The sequence below is a fragment of the Actinoplanes sp. NPDC051405 genome (assembly GCF_055586185.1).
In genome coordinates, this window is the sequence record NZ_JBVJIR010000001.1 from 561942 (window position 1) to 580070 (window position 18129).

The window sequence follows — 18129 nt, forward strand, 5'->3', positions numbered from 1 at the left end:
AGATCGGCGTCGCCTCCGAATTCCATCGGCGTGCGGTGGCTGGTCTTCGGTGGTGGCGCGACAGCAGCGCCGGCAGATATTTCAGACGGTCGGCGCGTGCGCGAGCGCCGTACCGCGCGAACGGAGGACGGCCAGCAGCCGGGCATGTTCGGTCGCGGTCAGATCGCCGGTCGGGATGATGGACATCCGACGCTTCCTGTCGGCCCTCCGACCTTGTGGGCATCCCGCATCGCGACCTGCTCCGGCACCGCGAACAGCATGAACGCTGTCCCGAGAGCGCCGCCACCGAGGACCGGTCGCCCCTACTGGAGAGGTCGAGGACCCGCACCAGGATGCCGGCGGCGAGTCCGCACCAAGACGTAGCGCGGATCTTCTGCTGGAGGATCACAAGAGAAGGCGGTCATACCTCTCGCGGTGCATCACAGCCTGCGGACGAGCCACCGCCCTTTACGCGGCAGATCAGTGCACAACTGCGCGTGCCCTCCCGCGATTCGGCACCTGCTCCGAGAAAGAGCACCCAGCGCCTTCGGCGTGGCATGGGAGTTGATCAGCTGCGGCGAGGGATGAAGCTGTAGACGTACATGTCCTTTCGTTCGGCCCCTACCTGCTGCCAGCTGCGTAGTAGCCCTTCCCGCTGATACCCGCACGCTTCCGCGGCTCGCCACGATCCTTCGTTCCAGGGCTCCACGAACAACTCCAGCCGCTTTATGTCCTCGAGCGAGCTGGCCCAGGCCGTGAGGATCCGCAGCGCAGTGCTGACGTATCCGCGGCGCCGGTACTCGGGTGCGATCCAGTAGCCGGTGGACGCTCGCCCGGTGGAAACGTTGCTGGTCCAGAGGCCGATGCTGCCCACGGCGACATCAGTTTCGGCGTCGGCGATCGCGAACGAGTAGCCGGATCCTTCGTCGAGTCGCTGACGCTGGCGTCGCAGATAAGCGGTGATCGCCTCGCTGGTGCCCGACGACGGCACGGACGTTATCAACGGGATGAGCGGGTCCGCCGCAACAGATGCGATCAGCGGAGCGTCATCCCATCGGAAAGCCCGAAGACATGCGGGAGGCTGCGTCAGGCAGGGCATCGTCGTCGGCAACATGTCGGTGAGCTTGCTGCTCGACTGAAGCCGTCCGCAACCGGAATGTCCCACCTCCTTGCGGCTACGCGCGTGCCCGGCCGTCTGCCGGCCGGCTCAGGCATATGCGAGCCGTGCGGCTGAGCCTGCCGCCGGAGGCATTCTGCGGCCGATAGGTTCGCTTGATGCTGATCGGTGCGTGCCAGACGCCGGAGATTCTCGGCGATGTGGATGCGGCGGTGCGCGTCGTTCGCGACTTCGCCGGGCAGGCGGACGCGGCAGGGGTCGATCTGCTGCTGTTCCCGGAGTGCTTCCTGCAGGGCTATCTAGTTACCGACCAGCATGTGCAGACCCAGTCGCTCGAGGCGGAATCACCCGAGTTCGCCGCGGTCCTGGCGCGGCTCGCCACAGTGCGCCAGCTGCTGGTCCTGGGCATCATCGAACGACACAACCACCGGTACTACAACACAGCGCTGGTCATCGCGGGCGGACACATCCTCGGTGGCTACCGCAAAACATTCCTGACCAGCGGGGAAGCGGTGTTCACCCCGGGCGACGGTTATCCGGTTTTCGACTGCGGCGGCGTGCGCTTCGGCATCAACATCTGCTACGACACCCAGTTTCGGCAAGCCGCGGCCGCAGTCGCCGCAGCCGGGGCGCGAGTGCTGCTCGTCCCGGCGCAGAACATGATGCGCCGGGACAGAGCATTGTGGTGGCAGCACCGCCACAACGATATCCGGATACAGCGTGTCCACGAGACGGGCATGTGGCTGGTATCGGCCGACGTCACCGGCGACCGGGACGATACCCGAGTGGGCCTCGGCCCGACCTGCGTCATCAATCCCGCCGGCCAGGTGGTCGCTCAGGTCCCGCCTGGGCTCACCGGCATGGTGATAGCCGAGATTCGCCAGCCATAGCGCATACACAAGCCGGTACGCGGATCGCGGCATGACAGGATGCTCGGCGTGGATCCTCGGCATGAACCGCGTGCCGTTCTCGTTGTCAACGACGACGGACTGGTTCTCAACCGTAGCGGCGTGGGCACATGGCTGATCCTAGGGTCGGCGGACGGACTGGTGTATCCCGCCGGCGAACGGCTGGTGTGGCTGTTGCCGGTGCTGGAGCGCAGCGCGGACGACGTCCTATCCGCATCGCCCGAACTCCGCGCCGATCGAAGCGTGCTGACCGCCCTGGTGTGCTTTGCCCTCACAGCCTGGAGCGATTACTGGCGTTCGCTTGCCCTCGACTGGTTGGAGGCCGGTTGGCCGCTCGATGCCACGACGAGCGATGCCCTGGCCACGGCGAAAGACTCACTCCAGTTCTCACAGACGACTCGTCACCGGGCGACTGCGCTGTGGCGCTCCACAACCGAGGCGTAGCACCGGACAACGCGACAGCGCGAATCGCGGCGGAACAGTACGTCGGCGACGCCTTAAGTTACGGCAATACGGTGCAAGATATAACAAACTTGCCACTGTGCTCTGACAGAGCCGACCCCTGGCAGCCGTAAACGAATCGCACCGGCGGTTAGCCGTTTGTCAATGCTATCTTGTACGAGCGTACGGGCATATTTGTATGTCTGCTCTGTAGACTTGCTATGAGTTGAGGGCGAAATGCGAACGCTGGAAAGGCTGCTCGCCTATCTGTGCCTTGCGGCAGTTCTAACGCTCGGCCTCGTCTGGGGAGTGTTCGACGCCTGGGTGCCGAAGCAAGCAGACTTGAGCCGGGTACTGGGGTTCATACTAGGACTGATGGCGATATCTACCGTCTATACGTGGACCCGCTACTCTGAGGTCAAGAGCTCGTTGGACGGCCTTCAGAGCGAGGTGACGGCGCTTACCGCGCAGGCGCGGCGGCTCTCTGATTCCTTGGACGCGCAGCTCGAACCCTTGGATTTCAAGCAAGCCTTCGAGATTGCCGCCAGGCGCTGCCCTGCGGTGAGTCGAGTGCGGATCCGTGCGGTCACCAGCCAGGTCATTCAGCAGGCAATCTTCAATCATGGCTTCGTCATCGACAAGTGTGATGTCATGGTTTTCCAACCCGGTAAGGGCGCCGCGAAAGGGCTGGATACGAACATTCAATCAGTCCTGCAGGATTGGAAGGACCGGCACGCCCGCAACAATATCGCCAGTCTCGAGATCCGCTGCGATCCGAATCTTCCGACGGAGTACGAGATAATCTTCGATGACCAGATGGTTTTGTGGGGGATGTACATCGCGGACCCGACTGACCGTACGGGCGTACGCTTCACCAAAGCGAACATTATCGGTGCCACGGGCACCGACAACCGGGAAGTGGTAAATAACTTCATTGAGCGTTTTGATCGGTTGTTCACCCATGCACGACATGAGTATTCAAGCGACTAGGCACTTGGCCGAGGGCGTACGACTCGACTCAATCGTCTGAAGGAAGAGGCGCGCGCCGCGTGCACTCTCGTCGGCGAAAGTGGACGCCTGATCATGCGGCTTCAGCGAGCATGCGGGTGAACTGCTGGGCAGGGTTCTCAGTCGTGTAGCAGGTAGCACAGCTCGGCGATCTTGATGCGCTCATACTCAGACAAGTAGCCGGCCGATACAGCGCGCTGTTGTTGGTGCCTTGCGCCATGAGGCGACGGGGCCTGGACAATGCAGCCCCCCGGGACGAGTCAGGTGTTGCGACGACCGTCAGGCACGTGGGGTTCGCTCAGAAGAGGGTGAGCGGCTCGATCGGCTCCGGCTCGGGCAGTGGCTCCAGCTCCGGCACCCGGGCCCGCACCGCGTCGTGGAAACGGCGGGCCAACTGCGGCGCATCCGCGTTGTCCGGCGTGTGCACGAACACCGTCGGCGCGCGACCCTCGCGGAGCCAGCCGACGGTCACGTCCACCCAGTGCTGCCAGCCCTCGACCGTCTCCGTGACCGCGTCCCGGCCCAGGTAGCGGATGATCGGCCGGTCGGTGAGGGCCTGCGAGCGGCGCGGCAGGCGGGGCTTCTTGGTCCAGGCGTCGCGCTCCGCCGCGCTGGTCGGAAGCTTCGCGAAAAACACGGTCGTGTCGAACGGCACCCATTCCGCGTCCACAAGAGCGAGGGCGCGTTCGAGCTGCGCTGTCGCGCGGGGGTCGTCGAAGAAGGCCGGGTGGCGGACCTCCACGGCGTACCGGTGAGTGGTCGGCAGCTGCCGCAGGAAGGTCTCCAGGGCCGGGACGTCGGCCGGGCCGAAGGATCCCGGCAGCTGGATCCACAGGGCGTGGGCCCGCGGACCCAGCGGCTCGATCGCGTTCAGGAAGATCCGCAGCGGGTCCTCGGCCGCGACCAGGCGGCGCTCGTGGGTGATGACCTTGGGCAGCTTGAGCATGAACCGGAAGTCCGGGTCGGTCTGCTGCGCCCAGGTCTGCACGGTGTCGCGGGCCGGCGTCGCGTAGAAGGTGGTGTTGCCCTCGACCGCGTTGCACCAGCCGGCGTACGCCCGCAACCGCTCGCGTGACGGCAGCGGGTGCGCCACGAAGCGTCCCTGCCAGGACTTCAGTGACCACATCGCGCATCCCACGTGAAGCCGCATGCCGAAATGGTAGGCGGTGCGCCGGACCGGCCGGTTCACGCGGGCAGGCCGGCCGCCAATGTCCGCAGCGCCTGGGCGGCGCCGGCCGTCAGCGGCTCGCCGTGTCCGGGCAGGATCGCCTTGATGTCCATGGCGGCCAGTTTGCGGACCGAGGCGTTGGCCTTGGCCTCGTCGGCGGTGTATTGAGGTGCGGAGCCTTCCAGGCCGTTGCTCGTCCGCAGGGCGTCGCCGGCCACCAGGACGCCGGTCGCCGGCTCGAAGATCGAGATGTGGCCCAGGGTGTGGCCCGGGGTCTCGACGACGCGCATCCCGAAGACCTCGTCGCCCTCGGCGAGGGGCTTCAGCGGCTTGTCGGAGATGATCGAGGAGAGGTCGCCGGAGCCGGCGTAGATGGAGGCTTTGACGAGCGGGGCGATCTCGGACAGGCCGCCGATGTGGTCGTCGTGCAGGTGGGTGAGCACGATGTGCTTCACCGACGACCAGCCCGCGCCCGCCGCCTTGAGGCCCTCCTCGATCGCCGACTGCGAACCGGCGGTGCCCAGGTCGACGATCGCCGCCTCACCGTTGCGGACCAGGATGTATGCGGCCACGTAGGACATGGTCACCCGCCGCCAGTCGCCGGCCACCGCGCCACTGGCGGCCGGGACGGGCTGCTCCGACGACGCGGCCGGCCCCGGTGGCGCGGACGACTCCGAGGAGCACGAGCCGAGCACGGCCACACCGAGCGCGCCGGCCCCGGCCGTGAACAGCAGCCGGCGGCGAGACAGCGACAGATTCCCCATGACCACAGATTGAAACAGGCCGGTCAACCCAGGGTCACGTCCAATAGAGAATGCGGCACGACGGCAGCCGGGCCGCGATCTCCGCCTCGAACCAGCCGCGCAGCTCGGCCATCGTCCCGGCCGGGTAGACGTACTTCACCGCGCCGAACTTGCCGTGCTTGCGGCTGCGGGACTCCTCGTCCATCTCCAGCTTCGTGCGGGGGTACCAGCCCAGCAGCACTTCCTTGCTGCCCGGGGTGAAGCGGTGGGTGATCAGCTCCGCGGTCACATCAAGCCCCGGTACGCCCTCGACCGCGCTCGCCACCTGGTCCAGCAGCAGGCCGTAGTGGGTGCGCCAGTCCTCGACCGGCATGATCGGCGCGATGGTCAGGCCGACCGGATAGCCGTCCAGCGCCAGCTTGCGCAACGCCGCCAGCCGGTCCGCCACCCGGCTCGTGCCGCCCTCCATGCGGTCGCTGACCGGCGCGCAGTTGACGCTGAGCCGGACCCGGGTACGCCCGGCGTGCGGCAGCCCCACGAACGTGGCGACGTCGTCGAACTTGGTCGTCCAGCGCAACTGCACCGGCGCGTCCCAGGCCCCGAAGTGCTCGACCGCGCGACGCCAGCTGCCGGTCAGATGTTCCAGGGCCAGCGGGTCGGTGTAGCAGGAGGCCTCGAAGGTGGTGCCCTCGTCGCGGCGGGCGGCCCGGCGGCTGGTGATCGTCCCGCGCCCCTCGTACGCGGCCAGACCGGCCAGGATGTCGTCCAGGTCGGCGTACACCCGGGTCACCGGCGGACCGGACAGCGAGCCGGCCAGGTAGCAGTACTGGCAGTGCGCCGGGCAGCCCTCGGCAAGGTCGAATCGCCAGTCGGCGCTGGGGGCGATCGGCTGCAGGGTGCGCCGGGCGGGCGGGCTCACCACGATGGCCATGGTGGCTTTCGCGCGGGCGTACGTCTCCCGGTCGGTCTCCCCGCGTACCCCGGTCAGCCGGTTGGCCCGCAGCCGCTCGACCTCGATCCCCCGGGCCTCGACCAGCGCCATGATCCGCCGCCCGTGCGGGTGGTCGTAGGCGGCCGGGGTGGCCACCACCCGCCGCGGTGTCCACCGGCGCGCGGGCCGGGCGGGCGGCGCGACGGCGCTGAGGTCGAAGGTGCGCACCGCCTCCCCGCTGGCGCTGTGCGGCGCGGCCGGGGTGTCCGGCGCGAGCGGCTGGTCGACGTCGATGGCATGGTCGGTCACCCCGGGCAGATACCCTGCTCAGGACGGATCTACCGTCAGCGCAGGGTGATCACGTTGCCGGTGATCAGCGCGGAGGCGTCCGAGGCCAGGTAGGCGATGACCTCGGCCACCTCGGCGGGGGTGGCGACGTTCACCAGGGCCGTGCTCCGGGCCACGAAGTCGCGGACCGCGTCGGTCACCCATCCGGTGTCGGTCACCGGCGGATGGACCACGTTGGCGGTGATGCCCAGCGGAGCCAGCTCGACGGCGGCGGACATCGTGTAGTTGGTCTGGGCGGCTTTCGCGGCGCCGTACGAGACCTCCTGCGGGAAGCCGAGCTCGGCCCCGGAGGTCAGGCCCACGATCCGCCCCCAGGTCGCGCCGCGGGCGGCGTGCCGGCGGGCGAACTCGGCGATGAGCAGCGCCGGTGCCATCGCGTCCACGGCGAACTGCTGCGACCAGGTGGCGACGGTGACGGGCTGCATCTGCCGGCCGTGCTGGTCGAGGGTCTGCGGGCTGAAGGTGTCCTGCACCCAGCCGGTGGCGTTGTTGATCAGGATGTCGACCGGGCCGACGGTGGCCTCGGCCAGGTCGAACAGGCGCTGCGGGGCCTTCGGATCGGTGAGGTCCTCGTCGGCGGCGACCGCTTCGCCGCCGCCGGCGCGGATGGCGGCCACGACGGCGTCGGCGGTCCGGGCCCGGCCGGCCCGGTAAGCCTCCGGGACGGCCGGGTCCACCGGGTCGTGGATCTTCCGGTACGCACAGACGACCGCGCAGCCACCGGCTGCGAGCGCCTCGGCGGTGGCAGCGCCGATGCCGTGGTTGGCGCCGGTCACCAGCGCGACGTGTCGGGGCATCCGCGCAGTCTGTATCGCCCGGCGACCGTGGAGCAACGGGATTCCGGGTCAGACAGTCACCGACGTGGCCGTACCGGGGATGAGCCAGTGCAGGCTCTCCCGGACCGGAGCCGGCGCCGCGGCGAAGGCGGCCTCGACCGCCGGCCGGCCCTCGCTGAAGTGACCCCAGCCCTCGTAGTGCACCGGCAGCACCGTGCGGGCCTTGACCAGCTCGCACAGCTCGGCGCCGTCGGCGGCCGTCATCGTGTACCGCAGCGGACCGGTCAGGCCGAACTTGACCGCCCCGAGGTGCAGCACCGTCGTGCCGATGGCGAACCGGTCGGCCACCTCCCGTACCCCCGGACAGAGCACGGTGTCGCCGGTGATCCACAGCGGGCCGTGCTGCTGGCCCGCCCAGCGCAGCACGAAGCCGGTCACCTCGCCGGCCACCGGCCGGCTCAGCGGCGGCCCGTGCCGGCACGGCGTCGCGGTGATCTCGATCGCCGGCCGGCCCGGGGCCGCCAGCTCGGTGGTCGCCCACGGGCCGAGCCCGGTGGCGTTCCCGCCCAGCCGGCGACCGCCGGCCACGGTGGTGACGACCCGGCCCGCGGCCGGCAGCAGCGCCCGGCCGGCGTCGTCCAGATTGTCGGCGTGGTGGTCATGGGTCAGCAGCACCACGTCGACGGGGCCGAGCGACGCCGCCGGCACCGCCGGACCGGTCAGCTTGCGCGACGCCGTACCCCAGCCGAACCGGTAGGTCCGGCCGGGGGCGTCGAACGTCGGATCGGTCAGGATCCGCCAGCCGGCCACCTCGATCAGGGTGGTCGGCCCGCCGATGTGGGTGATCCGCAGGTCGCTCATCGGGCGTGGGTCAATGCCCAGTCGAGGACGTCGTCGGCGATCTGCTCCCAGCCCTTCTGGGCCGGCAGCAGGTGTGCGTAGCCCTCGTACTCGCGGCGCTCCGTGACGGTGTTCGACTTGTAGTGCTTGGCGTTCGACTCCTGGATCGCCGGCGGCATGATGTGGTCCTCGGAGCCCGAGACGAACAGCAGCGGCGCCCGGTCGTCGTTGTGGTAGTCGACCCAGGTGTCCTGGTGGCCGGGCTGGAAGTTGGCCAGCACACTGCCCCACAGGATGCCGCCGTTGGCCGGGATGGCGTACCGCTGCCACAGCGCCCGGCCCTCTTCCTCGGTGAAGGTGTTGGTGAACGCGTACTGCCACTCCTCGAAGCTCAGCGGCACCACCTTGTGCCGGTTCGCGGGGCTCTTGAGCACCGGGAAGGTGGACTTCACCTGCGACAGCGGGACCACCCGGACGCCTTCGGTGGGTGCGGAGTTCATCGCCACGCCGGCCGCGCCGAAGCCGTGGTCGAGCAGGATCTGGGTGAACGCCCCACCGGCGGAATGCCCGATGATGATCGGCGGGGTGTCGAGCGCGCCGATGATCTGCTCGTAGTGGTCGATGATCTGCGGCACGGTGGAGGCGAGAATCGGTGCGGGGTCGGCGTTGAGCGCCTCGACCTCGACCTCGTAGCCGGGATACGAGGGCGCGATGACCCGCAGGCCCTTGGCCTCGTAGTGGGCGATCCAGTTCTCCCAGCTGCGGGGAGTGACCCAGAATCCGTGGACGAGCACGATCGTGTCGGGGGCGTTGGCAGATCGGGGCATCAGGAGACTCCCTTGACAGCGGCGAGAATGATGTCGGTGGTGGGCCCGGGCCGGGACACCATCACCACGTGCGAGGCGTTCACCTCGGTCACGTGCGAATGCGCCCGCTGGGCCATGAAGCGCTGCGCGGCCGCCGGGATCACCCGGTCGCCGCGGGCCACCAGGGTCCAGGACGGGATCGTCTTCCAGGCCGGCGCGCCGGACGGCTGCTGCAATGTCGCCAGGTCGGCCGGGCGCTGCGATGCGCCCATCACGGCGGCCGTGGAGGCGCTCACGTCCGCCGCGAACACCTCGCGGAACAGGGCCGGTTTGATGTATCCCTCGAGGCCACCCGGATGGGCGCGGACATCCAGGGCGGCCTCCCCCAGGCTGCTGCCCGGGAACATCGTGGACAGGCCGCCGACGGTGTCGCCGGCGTCCGGCGCGAACGCGGCCAGGTAGACCAGCGCCTTCACGTTCGGGTTGCCGGTGGCCGCGTTGGTCATCACGAAACCGCCGTAGGAATGCCCGGCCAGCACGACAGGGCCGGGCACCTGGGCCAGGACGCTGCGCACGTACGCGGCATCGGACTCGACGCCCCGCAGCGGATTCGCCGGCGCGAGGACCGGATAGCCCTTGTGCTGCAGCCTTCTGATCACCTCGGCGAATCCGGAGGCGTCGGCGAACGCCCCGTGCACCAGGACGACCGTCGGCTTCGGAGGGCGGTGGCCGGCGGCCGACGCGGAGCCGGTGACACCGAGCAGGACGGCGGCCGCCACCAACAGGCTCAGCAGCGGCCACCTCTTGAGTGGTCTGGTCATGTTTCCCTTCCCTGCGGAGGCAAGATCGGATCAGACCTCAACGTTTCATTCCGGCGGTGGTGGAAGTGTTCTGTGGACGCACAGTTCTGACGCCTGCGTGCGGACTTCCGGACGTCATGGCGACCAGCTGCCGGGGTGTGACGCCGAAGGCCGTACGGAATCTGCTCGTGAAGAAGCTGGGGTTGGTGAATCCCCAGGCGCGCGCCACAGCCGCGATGGACGTGTAGCGACGGCGGGAAGCTGTGAGGTCGCTGCGCGCACCCTGCAGGCGCTGCTCGATGATCGACTGCTCCAGGCTCTGGCCCAGAGTCTCGTAGAGCTTGTACAGCGCGCGCGGGGAGATGGCGTTGGCGGCGGCGATGCGGGCCGGCGTGAGATCCGGATCGCGGATGTTGTTGCGGACGTACGCCTGGACCCGCGCCTGCATGGTGGAGTGCAGAGCGTCGCGCGTCCGCCGTCCTTCACCGGCGGCGGACACCACCAGGGCCCGCATCAGCTCGGCGGAGGCGGCACCGAGTTCCGGGGCTGCGGCGCTGTCGGCCAACTCGTGCGCCTGGGCCGTCACCCGCGCCACGTGGTCGCGTACGAGTTCGTAGACCGGGCTGCGGCGAAGATCGCGGGCCGCGGCGTGGATGGAGTCACGCGGCAGGCCGAGGTGATCCACGTCGACGTGCAGGGCGTAGGAGGCGCCGCCGCCCTTCCAGCCGTAGACGTACGGGACGGACAGGTCGACCAGAATGAGATCGCGCGGCCCGAACAGGCGCTCCTCACGCTCCCAGGTCATGTGGTTGTCGGTCCGCATCGGCAGCGCCAGGGCTATGGAGGATTCCGTCATGGCCCGGGACATGCGGGGCGTCCGGCAGCGTGGTGCCCGACGCCTCGATGTTGAAGACCTTGGCCGGGCCGAACTCGAAGACCGTCATCTTCGCGTGGATCGACGCCGGATCCTCGAACGAGGCCATGCTCGACGAGCAGTTGGCGCTGACGGTGGCTTGGAACGCCTCGGCGCGTTCGGCGACCGGCAGTGATTGCGTGTCCAGGACCAGCACGGCTACCCCCAGGTCTGCGGTGTTCGGAATCTAACGTCGGCAGATCCGCTCCTGGAGGGTCCCTGTGTGCACATGCGGGTCCCGGCGTGCACGATTGCGCGCCGGGGCGTTCGACGTCAGGTGTCGCCGAGGTGCCGGCGGAGCCATTCGCTGGGGGCGACGCCGTAGGCGGCCCGGAACCGGCGGGCGAAGTGCCGCGGGTCGGTGAACCCCCAGCGGCGCGCCGTCGCCGAGATCAGGGTGCGGTGGGTCGCCCGGCCGGCCAGCTCCCGGCGGGCGCCCTCGAGACGGCGCTGCCAGATCGCTTCGGCCGGGGACTCCGCCTCGTCGGCGAACAGCTGATACAGGTAGCGCAGCGAGACCCCGTGCTCGGCGGCGATCCGGGCCGGGGTCAGCCCCGGATCGTGCAGGTGCGCGTCGACGTAGGTGAGCAGCACGGTTCGCAGCGACTCGGCGCGGGCGGTCCGGGAGTGCGGGTTGTCCGGATGGACCGACGCGATGAGCGCGCGTACCAGGTCCTTGCTGGCGAGACCGAGCATGGCCAGGGCTGCCGCGTGCGGCGCCTGCCGGGCGATGGCGGGCAGTTCCCTCAGGTGGCGCCGGGTCAGGTCGTACAGCGGGCTCATCTGCAGCAGCGGGACCGAGTTGCGGACCAGGCCCACCGGGATGTCCAGTTCGGCGTAGTCGGCCAGGAACGCGATCGCCGCGCACGGGCCCGGCCACCGCGATTCGTACTCGGTTGTCAGATCCAGCAGATGGAGCTGGTTCTCGCGGCGCAGCACCTTGTCGACCTGGCGTGTCTCGCATTCGCCCCGCACGCCGAGGGTCAACGAGATCCGCTCGGGCGCGTCGGCGCGTACGTGCCGGGCCGTGCGTCTCATCGCCAGGCCACCGCTGTAGGCGGTGCTGAGCAGATTGATCCCCGCGCCGATCCGCCAGCCCTCGACCACGCACGTCGTCCCCGGCGGGACGACAACCGATGCCGGGGTGGCCGCCCGGGTCAGGGTGGCGTGCAGGGCGTCGGCCGACTCGTGGGGTGGCAGGTGACGGGTGTCTATCAACACGGCCATGCCGGCTCCCGGGGGCAATCTGCGGCCTGCGACCGATACGGTTCGCCTCAGAGTATCGGTGCATGGGAGGCCGGATGACGGTGCTGCTCGACACATCTCTACTGCCGGTGCCGCAACGCGCCGAGGCGGTCCGGTCGGCCATGACTTCATCCGTGGCTCCGGCCGCCATCTCGGTCGCTCCACCGGCACAGGCCCGGATCTCGCACTGGGCGCTTGGTTCCGGCGCGGAGTTGCTGCATCACGTGTCCAGTGGTCATCGGCTCACCCGTACCTCCCGGCACCTGCAGTCGGACAACCCCGAGCGGGTCTCGCTGGGCCTGCCGGTCAGCGGTTCGGTGCGGATGCGCCACCGGGACCTGACCGGCGGCGACCGCATCGGCGAGTTGCAGCTGATCGACCTCACCTCGCCGTACGACTTCCTGGTCGAGGGGCCGTCCTGCGTGCAGGCGGTCATCGTCGACCACGCCCGGCTCGGTGTCCCGGTCGACGCGGTCCGCGCCGCGGTTCCCCGCCTGGCCGCCAGCCCGATGTACGAACTGGTCCGTCGTCACGTGCTCGAACTGCCCGTACTGCTGGACCGGCTGCACCCTGACCCGGCGCTGACGATGCTGGGGTCCTCGACGGTCGAACTCGTCCGGGCCCTGATCGCCTCGGTGCTGGACGAGGACGAGGTGTGGCTGCGTACGGTGGGCACCGGGACGCTGTTCACCCGGGTCACCGCGTACATCCGCCTCCATCAGCGGGACGCGGACCTCAGCGCCGCCCGCCTGGCCGCCGAGCACTCGGTGTCGGTCCGGACGTTGTACGCCGCCTTCGCCCGGGAGGGCGAGCAGGTCGCCGAATGGGTGATCCGGGGGCGGCTGCGCGGCGCGCACCGGGAGCTCGCTTCTGCTCCTACGGCGACGGTGTCCTCGATCGCGCGGTCGTGGGGATTCACCAACGCCCGCCACTTCGCCCGGCGATTCCGCGACGAGTACGGCATGACGCCCCAGGAGTGGCAGCGCAGCGCAAGTCAGGCCGCGGCCGGCGCGGCGGCGAACGCGCCGAGCACCTCGGCCACCCGGCGCACATCGCCGGGCCCGCACCGGTGATCCACCGGCACGGTCAGGATCCTTGCCGCCAGGTCGGCCGCCTCCTCGTCCCCGCTCCACACCCCGCCACGGTCCTGCCGCCAGTGCACCGGCGCGTAGATCCCGTGCCGCGCCAGATGGGCCAGCAGAGCGTCGCGGACCGGCTCCGACTCACACAGCAGTTGCACCCGGAACGGCACCGCACCGGCCGGCCCGCCGGTCAGCACCCGCCACGCTCCGCTACGAGCCTTCAGAGCGTCGATCAGAGCGTGCGCACTACGGGTGCTCGCGGCGCGCAAACCGGCCAGATCCAGCAGCGGCAGCACCGTCGCGGTCAGCGCGCTTGCCGGACCTTCGCTGCCGAGCAGGGCGTGCTCGCCGCGCTGTTGCAGGGCCCGGAAACCGTCCTTGGGCACTTCCCGGCCGTCCAGCCACGCGCCTTTGAGCAGCATCGCCACCAGTTTCAGCTGCGCGCCGGGGCTTTCCGCCCCGACCGGCCCGGGCAGGGCCCGGCCGGGCGGGGACCACAGCAGGCCGCCGTCCGGCAGCGGCAGGGTCTTGCGCAGGGAGGCCACCGCGTACGGGGCCGCGCTGGCCCGGGCCCAGTCGCTGAACGGGTCGTGTGAGTGGTCCTCCACCACGGTGACGCCGGGGTGGGCACTCATCCACGCCGCCCACGGCTCCGGCCGGTCGCGGCCGAAGAGGTTCTGGGCCAGGACGACGTCGCCGGGCAACGCGCGCAGGGTTTGCAGGCGTGGTCCCTGGCCGTCGGGCAGGTGCCGGTACCAGGTGATCGGCACGTCGGCGGACAGCGCTTCGGCGACTCCCATGCAGAAGAACGACGGCACGTGCAGCCGGCCCGGCGGTGCCAACTGCCGCAGCAGAGTGCTCAGCGCCCCGCAGCCGGTGGCGAACAGCTCGAACCGTTGCGGCAGCAGGGATTGCGGTGTGGTGGCGATGGCGGCCGGGTCCCAGTGGAACTCCGAGCCGACCTCAGGCCGCACGGCCGAGGTCCCGGGCCCGCTGGATGTTGAGTTCGTCGACGTGCACCGGGGCCTCCTCGCGGTGCAGGGTGGCCACCGTACGCCAGATGATGCGCAGGTCCAGCGCCACCGAGCGGTGGTCGACGTACCAGCGGTCCAGGGCGAAGCGCTGCGGCCAGTCGATGTCATCGCGGCCGTTGACCTGGGCCCAGCCGGTGATGCCCGGCTTGACCTCCAGGCGCCGGGCGTCCTCGGCCGAATAGTTGGCGACCTGCGGCAGCACGTCCGGGCGCGGCCCGACCAGGCGCATCTGCCCGCGCAGCACGTTCACCAGCTGCGGCAGCTCGTCCAGGCTGGTGCGGCGCAGGAAGCGGCCGCAGCGGGTGATCCGCGGGTCGTTCTCGACCAGGCCGAACGGGTCGCTGATGCCGAGCTGGGCGCTCAGCGCGACCGAGTCGTGGACCATGGTGCGGAACTTGAGCATCCGGAACGGCACGCCACCGAGGCCGGCGCGGTCCTGGACGAACAGGATGCCCGGGCCGTCGGCGATCCGGATCCAGGCCGCGATCGCCAGGATCACCGGTGACAGCAGGATGAGGGCGACGGCGGCGGCCAGCCGGTGAAAACCACCTGAGACAGTCATAGCGACTCCACATTCGGTCCGGTGAGGCGGTGCCGGGTGTCCAGCACGTAGCGGGCGTGCTCGACCACGAGCTCCAGGTCGAAGGCGTCGTGGTCGGCGAGCACGATGACGGCGTCGGCCGCGGCGATCTGCTCGGCGGTGGCGGCGACCCGCACGACGCGGCGGTCCACGTGGGCGTCCTCGACCACGTGCGGGTCGGCCGCGCGGACCTCGGCGCCCATGTCCAGCAGCAGCGAGGCGACCCGCCGGGCCGGCGACTCGCGGGCGTCGCCGCTGTTCTTCTTGTACGCCAGCCCGAGCAGCAGCACGGTCGAGCCGTTGACCGGCTTGCGCCGCTGGTTGAGCGCGCCGACCAGGCGCCGGACGACGTAGTCGGGCATGTGGTTGTTGATGTCGTTGGCCAGCTCGACGAACCGGAAGCTCTGGCCCAGCGTCCGCTGCACCCGCCAGGACAGGTACGACGGGTCGATGGGCAGGCAGTGCCCGCCGACGCCGGGGCCGGGCACGAACGGCATGTAGCCGAACGGCTTGCTCGACGCCGCCTCGATCGCCTCCCAGACGTCGATGCCGAGGTCGTGGGCGAACACCGCCAGTTCGTTGATCAGCGCGATGTTGACGTGCCGGAAGGTGTTCTCCATGAGCTTGGCCAGCTCGGCGACCTTCGGGTCGGAGACCGGCACGGTGTGCTCGACGACCGAGTCGTAGAAGGCCTGTACGCGCTGCAGCGACTCGGCGTTGATGCCGGAGACGACCTTCGGGGTGGTGACCAGGTTCCAGGTGCGGTTGCCCGGGTCGATGCGCTCGGGGCTGTAGCCGAGGTGGAAGTCGACCCCGGCGATCAGGCCCGAGCCCTCCTCCAGCAGCGGCGCGACGAGGTCGGTGGTGGTGCCCGGGTAGGTGGTCGACTCCAGCGCCACGGTGGCGCCCGGGCGCAGATAGCGGGCCAGGGTGCGGGCGGACTGTTCGATGTAGTTGAGATCGGGGGTGCCCTCGCGCAGCGGCGTCGGCACCGCGATGACCGCGACGTCGAAGCCGGCGCACGAGCGCGGGTCGGCCGACGGATGGAACGAGCCGGCGTCGAGGATCTCCTGCAGCTCGGCCGACGACACGTCGTCCACGTAGGACTCCCCGGCGGCGAGGCGCTTGATGCGTTCCTCGTCGACGTCGAAGCCGACGACCGAATGACCCACCTGGGCGGCGCGGACCGCCAGCGGCAGCCCCACGTAACCCTGACCGGCGATGACGACCCGCATGGGCGTGTTCCCTTCCTGCGCGGGGCGGCTCACGGCTGCCGTCCCGGGCGTACGGTGAATTCGGGCTGCCGCGGCGCGGTGGTCTTGTTGCGGGCGCCCGGCCGGCGCCCGTTGCGGGTCGCCGGCATCGGCGGCGGGGTCTCCCGGGCCGGGGACAGCGCCGGGCTCTCGGCCAGCCAGCGCAGCACGGCTATCAGGTCCTTGCGTGGCACGGTGGGGTCCAGCAGCGAGAGCACGGCACCGTCCAGCGGGGGCACCGGCGCCTGCGAGATCAGCGGGTGGTGCGGGCGGTGGTCCGGCTCGTCCGGGCCGAGCAGGATCTCGGAGAGCTTCTCGCCGGGGCGCAAGCCGGTGTAGACGATCTGGATGTGCCGTTCCGCCGCGTCGGCGATCCGGCGGGCGACGTCGTGGATGCGCACCGGCTCGCCCATGTCCAGCACCAGCACCTCGCTGGAGCTGTCGATCGCGCCGGCCTGGATGACCAGGCGGACGGCCTCCTGCACGGTCATGAAGTAGCGGGTCATCTCGGGGTGGGTGACGGTGATCGGCCCGCCCGCCTCGACCTGCGCGGCGAAGGCGGTCAGCACCGAGCCGCGGCTGCCCAGCACGTTGCCGAAGCGCACGCTGCAGTAGGTGCCGTGGGCGGCCTCGTCGGCCGCCGCGGTGAGCCGTTCGGTGATCCGCTTGGAGTAGCCGAGCACGCTGACCGGTTCGGCGGCCTTGTCGGTGGAGATGTTCACCAGCCGGTCGACGCCGTGGCGCAGGGCCGTCTGCAGGATCTGGTACGTGCCGATGATGTTGGTCTTGAGCGCCTCGGAGGGGTGCATCTCCAGCAGCGGCAGGTGTTTGAGGGCGGCCGCGTGGAACACCACCTGGGGCCGGTGCTCGGCGAAGACCTCGTCGAGGCGCTGCTGGTCGCGGATGTCGGCGACGACCAGGTTGCGGTCGTCGAGCATGCCGCGGCCGTCCAGGGAGAGCTGCACGGCGTGCAGGCCGGACTCGTCGCGGTCGAGCATGACCAGCTGGGCCGGGTGGAAGCGGGCGACCTGGCGGCACAGCTCCGAGCCGATCGAGCCGCCGGCCCCGGTGACCAGCACCCGGCGCCCGGCCAGGTAGCCGGCCACCGCGGCCAGGTCGATGCCGATCTCGCGGCGCCCGAGCAGGTCGGCGTGGCTGACCGGCCGGATGTCCTCGACGCTGACGGTACGGCCGAACAGCTCCACGACCGGCGGGACCACCTTGAGGTCGACGTTGAGCGGCTCGGCCAGCTCGGTCAGCTCGCGGACCAGGTCGGCGCTCGCGCTGGGAATGGCGATCAGCACCGCGTCGGCGCTGTACCGGCGGACCACGTCGGCCATCGCCTGCCGGTTGCCGGCCACCGGCACCCCCATCACCCGCAGGGTGCGCTTGGCCGGGTCGTCGTCGAGCAGCGCGACCGGCACGTACGGGCTGAACGGGCTGCGCAGCATCGCGCGGATGACCTGGGTGGCCCCCTCGCCGGCGCCCATCACCACGACCCGGGTGCCCGGCTCGGGCGACGGGCGCAGCCGCTGGTCGTTGAGCAAGCGGACGGCGTAGCGCACGCCCGCGGTGAGCACCAGGGCGATCAGGCCGGCCGCGATGATGGCCGAGCGCGGCACGAGCCGGCCCAGCAGGGTGTCCAGCACGAAGATCACCGGGGTGGCCACGACCGCGGTCCGGGCCAGCGCGGCGATCTCCTCGAAGCAACCGTACGACCAGCGCCCGGTGTAGAGGCCGAAGCGCAGCCCGGCCACGGTGTGCACGACCGCGGCGAAGCAGGCCAGCACCAGCAGCGGGAGCAGGTGGACGTGGCCGAGGTCGCCGTCGTGGCGCAGCAGGGTGGCGATCAGCAGGGCCAGGCCCAGCGCGGCCGCGTCGACCCCGGCCCGGGCCACCCGGCCGGGTACCACCATGCGTAACCAGGGCGTCCCGGCCGGCCTCCGGGCCCGCCGGTCGCCCGCGGTGGCGTCGGGCGCTGCTCGCCGTACCTGCATGGATTTCCTCCCTGGACGGATACCGGCGGTGGACGGCCGCGGTGAGAACTGGCAAGGAAAGGGAGCGGGCGCGCGCCGCATCAAATGGTGACGTCAATTGCGCGTGCCGCTCGTCGCTCGTCGCTTTTCAGCGCTTGCGAATAAAGCGTGCCAGTCGCGC

19 protein-coding genes are annotated in these 18129 nt (G+C 70.2%); 4 read left to right on the forward strand and 15 right to left on the reverse strand.

Features of this window, described 5'->3' with window-relative positions:
- Positions 1-547: 547 nt before the first annotated feature.
- Positions 548-1093, reverse strand: coding sequence for a GNAT family N-acetyltransferase (locus ACZ6S4_RS02550; RefSeq protein ID WP_465473183.1), 546 nt, complete (start codon positions 1091-1093; stop codon positions 548-550).
- 161 nt (positions 1094-1254) lie between these two features.
- Here ACZ6S4_RS02550 and ACZ6S4_RS02555 point away from each other — a divergent pair, with 161 nt between their 5' ends.
- The 3 genes from ACZ6S4_RS02555 (at position 1255) to ACZ6S4_RS02565 (ending at position 3435) form a co-directional block, all read left to right on the forward strand.
- Positions 1255-1986, forward strand: a complete 732-nt coding sequence (locus tag ACZ6S4_RS02555; protein WP_465473184.1) for a carbon-nitrogen hydrolase family protein — start codon at positions 1255-1257, stop codon at positions 1984-1986.
- A 120-nt stretch (positions 1987-2106) separates the two neighbouring features.
- Positions 2107-2448 (forward strand): hypothetical protein, encoded by a 342-nt coding sequence (locus tag ACZ6S4_RS02560; protein WP_465473185.1) that lies wholly within the window; start codon positions 2107-2109, stop codon positions 2446-2448.
- A gap of 234 nt (positions 2449-2682) precedes the next feature.
- Entirely contained in the window at positions 2683-3435 is a 753-nt protein-coding gene (locus ACZ6S4_RS02565) for a hypothetical protein (protein ID WP_465473186.1), read from the forward strand.
- Positions 3436-3751: 316 nt separating this feature from the next.
- Here the strand turns inward: ACZ6S4_RS02565 and ACZ6S4_RS02570 are convergent, their stop codons facing one another.
- The 10 genes from ACZ6S4_RS02570 to ACZ6S4_RS02615 all read right to left on the reverse strand — a co-directional run bounded on the left by ACZ6S4_RS02570 (position 3752) and on the right by ACZ6S4_RS02615 (position 12005).
- Positions 3752-4579 (reverse strand): DUF72 domain-containing protein, encoded by an 828-nt coding sequence (locus ACZ6S4_RS02570; RefSeq protein WP_465473487.1) that lies wholly within the window; start codon positions 4577-4579, stop codon positions 3752-3754.
- Positions 4580-4638: 59 nt separating this feature from the next.
- A complete protein-coding gene (locus ACZ6S4_RS02575; RefSeq protein WP_465473187.1) occupies positions 4639-5385 on the reverse strand; it encodes an MBL fold metallo-hydrolase in 747 nt (248 codons plus the stop codon).
- 34 nt (positions 5386-5419) lie between these two features.
- Positions 5420-6604: a spore photoproduct lyase family protein gene (locus tag ACZ6S4_RS02580; protein ID WP_465473188.1), complete on the reverse strand. Its 1185-nt coding sequence runs from the start codon at positions 6602-6604 to the stop codon at positions 5420-5422.
- Between the two features lie 35 nt (positions 6605-6639).
- The gene (locus ACZ6S4_RS02585) at positions 6640-7440 is read right to left on the reverse strand and encodes an SDR family NAD(P)-dependent oxidoreductase (protein ID WP_465473189.1); all 801 of its coding nucleotides are present in this window, start codon (positions 7438-7440) and stop codon (positions 6640-6642) included.
- Between the two features lie 48 nt (positions 7441-7488).
- Positions 7489-8280: an MBL fold metallo-hydrolase gene (locus tag ACZ6S4_RS02590; RefSeq protein WP_465473190.1), complete on the reverse strand. Its 792-nt coding sequence runs from the start codon at positions 8278-8280 to the stop codon at positions 7489-7491.
- The gene (locus tag ACZ6S4_RS02595) at positions 8277-9086 is read right to left on the reverse strand and encodes an alpha/beta hydrolase (RefSeq protein ID WP_465473191.1); all 810 of its coding nucleotides are present in this window, start codon (positions 9084-9086) and stop codon (positions 8277-8279) included. Before ACZ6S4_RS02595 ends, ACZ6S4_RS02590 begins: the two co-directional genes overlap by 4 nt.
- Complete coding sequence (locus ACZ6S4_RS02600) at positions 9086-9886, reverse strand: alpha/beta fold hydrolase (RefSeq protein ID WP_465473192.1); 801 nt, start codon at positions 9884-9886, stop codon at positions 9086-9088. The genes ACZ6S4_RS02595 and ACZ6S4_RS02600 overlap by 1 nt, the downstream gene beginning before the upstream one ends.
- A 37-nt stretch (positions 9887-9923) precedes the next feature.
- Positions 9924-10721, reverse strand: a complete 798-nt coding sequence (locus ACZ6S4_RS02605) for a helix-turn-helix domain-containing protein (protein WP_465473193.1) — start codon at positions 10719-10721, stop codon at positions 9924-9926.
- Positions 10654-10935 carry a hypothetical protein gene (locus tag ACZ6S4_RS02610; RefSeq protein WP_465473194.1) on the reverse strand — a complete coding sequence of 94 codons (282 nt, stop codon included), beginning with the start codon at positions 10933-10935 and terminating at the stop codon, positions 10654-10656. The genes ACZ6S4_RS02605 and ACZ6S4_RS02610 overlap by 68 nt, the downstream gene beginning before the upstream one ends.
- Before the next feature lie 116 nt (positions 10936-11051).
- On the reverse strand, positions 11052-12005 hold the full coding sequence (locus tag ACZ6S4_RS02615) for a helix-turn-helix domain-containing protein (RefSeq protein ID WP_465473195.1): 954 nt from the start codon (positions 12003-12005) through the stop codon (positions 11052-11054).
- Positions 12006-12079: 74 nt separating this feature from the next.
- Between ACZ6S4_RS02615 and ACZ6S4_RS02620 the strand changes: the two genes are divergently transcribed.
- Positions 12080-13096 carry a helix-turn-helix domain-containing protein gene (locus tag ACZ6S4_RS02620; protein WP_465473196.1) on the forward strand — a complete coding sequence of 339 codons (1017 nt, stop codon included), beginning with the start codon at positions 12080-12082 and terminating at the stop codon, positions 13094-13096.
- On the opposite strand, the gene ACZ6S4_RS02625 is transcribed toward ACZ6S4_RS02620, so the two are convergent.
- The 4 genes from ACZ6S4_RS02625 to ACZ6S4_RS02640 are packed head-to-tail and all read right to left on the reverse strand — an operon-like array spanning position 13018 to position 17969.
- The gene (locus ACZ6S4_RS02625) at positions 13018-14079 is read right to left on the reverse strand and encodes a hypothetical protein (RefSeq protein ID WP_465473197.1); all 1062 of its coding nucleotides are present in this window, start codon (positions 14077-14079) and stop codon (positions 13018-13020) included. The two genes, ACZ6S4_RS02620 and ACZ6S4_RS02625, sit on opposite strands and share 79 nt — an antisense overlap.
- Positions 14069-14701 carry a sugar transferase gene (locus tag ACZ6S4_RS02630; RefSeq protein WP_465473198.1) on the reverse strand — a complete coding sequence of 211 codons (633 nt, stop codon included), beginning with the start codon at positions 14699-14701 and terminating at the stop codon, positions 14069-14071. The genes ACZ6S4_RS02625 and ACZ6S4_RS02630 overlap by 11 nt, the downstream gene beginning before the upstream one ends.
- Entirely contained in the window at positions 14698-15954 is a 1257-nt protein-coding gene (locus tag ACZ6S4_RS02635; protein ID WP_465473199.1) for a nucleotide sugar dehydrogenase, read from the reverse strand. Before ACZ6S4_RS02635 ends, ACZ6S4_RS02630 begins: the two co-directional genes overlap by 4 nt.
- Before the next feature lie 29 nt (positions 15955-15983).
- The gene (locus ACZ6S4_RS02640) at positions 15984-17969 is read right to left on the reverse strand and encodes a polysaccharide biosynthesis protein (protein ID WP_465473200.1); all 1986 of its coding nucleotides are present in this window, start codon (positions 17967-17969) and stop codon (positions 15984-15986) included.
- Positions 17970-18129 lie beyond the last annotated feature (160 nt).